Source organism: uncultured Ralstonia sp. (genome assembly GCA_913056305.1).
Taxonomy (GTDB): Bacteria; Pseudomonadota; Gammaproteobacteria; order Burkholderiales; family Burkholderiaceae; genus Ralstonia.
Genome location: CAJXMR010000351.1, coordinates 1 through 3,153, shown reverse-complemented (window position 1 = coordinate 3,153; position 3,153 = coordinate 1). Strand labels below are relative to the sequence as shown.

Sequence of the window (3,153 nt, the reverse complement as noted above, 5' to 3'; positions counted from 1 at the left end):
ACGACAGCTACAACAACAAGAATGCCGGCTTTGGCGGCATGGAGAACTGGGGCGCGATCTTCGAGTTTGCCGACCAGGTGCTGGTGCCGCCCGATGGCGCGCCGACCACCGTCCACTCGATGGGCAAGGCACGCTCCTTCGTGGTGGTGTCGCATGAACTCGCACACCAATGGTTTGGCGACCTCGTCACGCTCGACTGGTGGGATGACATCTGGCTGAACGAATCCTTCGCCAACTGGTTCGAGAACGTCACCAAGATCACGCTGCACCCCGAGTTCCCGGGCAATACGTGGGATGGCTATGCGGCGGTCAAGCAGCGCATCTACACGCTGGACCTGCAGCCGACCTCGGTGCCGGTGCAGCACAACCTGAGCGACGCCGGCTCGATGGACTTCCTCGACCGCTTTGCCTACAACAAGGGCGGCCACGTGCTGCAGATGCTGGAGAACTACGTCGGCAAGGACGCCATGCGCCGCGGGCTGCAGTCGTACCTGACCAAGTACAAGTTCGGCAACGGCACGCCGCCGCGCCTGTGGGCGGAGCTGGAAGCCGCCAGCGGCAAGCCGGTGGGCAAGGTGGGCGACAGCTTCGTGCGCCAGACCGGCGTGCCGCTGGTCACCATCGACGCGCAATGCAACCCCGCCACCAACCAGAACGTGCTGACCATCACGCAGCGCGCCATGCCGAACAAGAACATCTACTCCGGCTATCAGTGGAATATTCCGCTGACCCTGGCCTACGGCGACAACCTGGCGCAGACGCAGACCATCGTGCTCGACCAGCAGACCGCGCAGGTCACGCTGCCGACGTGCTCGGCGGTGCTGGCCAACCCGACCGGGCTGGACTACTACGTGACCAACTACAGCCCCACGCTGTGGAGCGCGCTGCTGGCGCAGGCCGGTTCGATCAACAACAAGGCGGCCACCACCAACATCGCCGGGGATGCGACGCAGCTGTATAACGCGAGCCTGATCAGCCAGGACCAGTACAACCAGATCGTCGCCATCCAGCACTTCCAGCCGGCGCTGAAGACGCTGCAGGCGCAGGCGGTTGCGCCGGCCGGTACGCTGCGTCCGCAGGCGCTGCAACAGGCGCAGGCGCTGGATCGCCCGATCCACAGCTTCAAGTACCAGGGGATCATGAAGCATCTGAGCGACTTGAAGCGGTAAGCGCAAAGCCAACGGGCCGCTTGTTGTGATGCGGCCCGCTACCCGGTTTGAGAGCGGCGGACACTGTCCGCCGTTTTTTTATTTTTGCCAGTCAGTCGAGCTGCCCCTGGCAAACGTACTTGGTGTGGAGGTAGTCATCCAGGCCATGCGTGGAGCCCTCTCGGCCGTAGCCGGATTCCTTCACGCCGCCAAACGGCGCCGCCTCCGAAGCCAACGCGCCTTCGTTGACGCCGACGATCCCGCTCTCGAGTGCTTCGGCCACGCGCCAGATGCGGCGCACGTCTCGGCTGTAAAAATAGGCAGCCAGCCCGAAGGGTGTGTCGTTGGCCGCCGCAATCACCTCGTCTTCCGTAGTGAAACGCGTGAGCGGCGCCACGGGGCCGAAGGTCTCTTCGCAGGCGCAGGACATGGTGGCATCGGCGCCGGTCAGCACGGTGGGTGCGTAGTAGTTCCGGCCCAGTTGCGTCAGGCGTTCGCCACCGGTCAGCACGCGCGCGCCCTTGGCAACGGCGTCCTGCACATGCCGCTCGATCTTCTCGACGGCGCGCGCGTTGATCATCGGGCCGATCTGCGAGGCCGGATCACTGGCCGGGCCGACCTGGAGCGCAGCAACGCGCGCGGCGAGCTTGGTCGCAAACGCATCGTGCACAGCGGTGTGCACGAACACGCGGTTGGGGCACACGCAGGTCTGCCCGCCGTTGCGGAACTTGGCGGCCATGAAGCCGTCGACGGCAGCATCGATGTCGGCATCTTCAAACACGATGAAGGGCGCATTGCCGCCCAACTCCAGCGACAGCTTCTTGAGCGTGTCGGCGCTGCGGCGTGCCAGGTGCTTGCCCACGGGCGTGGACCCCGTGAACGTGATCTTGCGCACCCGTGCATCGTCCAGCCACACATCCACCACTTCGGGCGTGCGCTCACGCGAGGCGGTGACGATGTTGAGCACACCGGGCGGCACGCCCGCCTCCTGTGCCAGCCGCACCAGCGCCAGCGATGTCAACGGTGTGTCTTCGGCCGGCTTGCAGACCACGGTGCAGCCTGCCGCCAGCGCCGGGGCGATCTTGCGCGCGATCATCGCGGCCGGGAAGTTCCACGGCGTGATGGCGGCCACCACACCCACCGGCTCCTTGAGCGCGAACATGCGCCGGCCCGGCACGGGCGCGGGAATGGTCTCGCCGTTCATGCGCGTGGCCTCTTCGCCAAACCATTCGATGTAGCTGGCGGCGTAGGCCACCTCGCCCTTGCCTTCAGCCAGGGGCTTGCCCTGCTCCAGCGAGATCAGCGTGCCCAGGTCATCCTGATGGGCCAGCACCAGGTCGTTCCAGCGCTTGATGATCTGCGCACGCTGCTTGGCCGGCACCTTGCGCCACGCGGGGAAGGCAGCGTGGGCTGCGTCGAGCGCGGCGCGTGCCTCGGCGGCCCCCGAGTCGGGCACGCGGGTGATGAGGTAGCCGGTGGCCGGGTCGGTCACGTCGAGCAGCGGGCCGGCAGTGGCAAGCCATTCGCCGGCAATGTAGTTGGCACTGCGGATCAGGTCGGGGCGGGTGAGCGTAAGAGGCATGGCTTGGCGAATAAAAGCAGCAGTTCAGGGATCAAGCGGCAGCGACCAGCGCGGCAATCGCCTCACCCACCTGCGTGGTGTTGGCCGAGCCACCCAGGTCGGGTGTGCGCGGCCCTTCCTTGAGTACTGCCTCGATGGCCGCGACGATGGCATCGTGCGCCGCACGGCCCGCGCCCTGCCCCTGCGTGAGGAAGTCCAGCATCAGCGCTCCCGACCAGATCATGGCGATCGGGTTGGCGATGTTCTTGCCATAGATGTCCGGCGCCGAGCCGTGCACCGGCTCGAACAGCGACGGGAAGCTGCGGTCCGGGTTCAGGTTGGCCGAGGGTGCGAGTCCGATGGTGCCGGTGGTGGCGGGGCCCAGGTCGGAGAGGATGTCGCCGAACAGGTTGGTGGCGGCCACCACGTCAAAGCGGCCCGGCT

The 3,153-nt window shown here is 66.3% G+C and carries 3 protein-coding genes; 1 reads left to right on the top strand and 2 read right to left on the bottom strand.

The features are described from left to right. Positions 1–1,169, top strand: a 1,169-nt coding sequence (locus tag QZ609_RS25860) for a M1 family metallopeptidase (RefSeq protein WP_295501175.1), incomplete at its 5' end; no start/stop codon positions are given. Positions 1,170–1,260: 91 nt separating this feature from the next. On the opposite strand, the gene QZ609_RS25855 is transcribed toward QZ609_RS25860, so the two are convergent. Together QZ609_RS25855 and QZ609_RS25850 are read right to left on the bottom strand one after the other, a co-directional pair. Further along, entirely contained in the window at positions 1,261–2,730 is a 1,470-nt protein-coding gene (locus QZ609_RS25855) for an NAD-dependent succinate-semialdehyde dehydrogenase (RefSeq protein WP_295501171.1), read from the bottom strand. Positions 2,731–2,761: 31 nt separating this feature from the next. After that, on the bottom strand, positions 2,762–3,153 hold a 392-nt coding region (locus tag QZ609_RS25850), incomplete at its 5' end, for an isocitrate/isopropylmalate family dehydrogenase (RefSeq protein WP_295501168.1).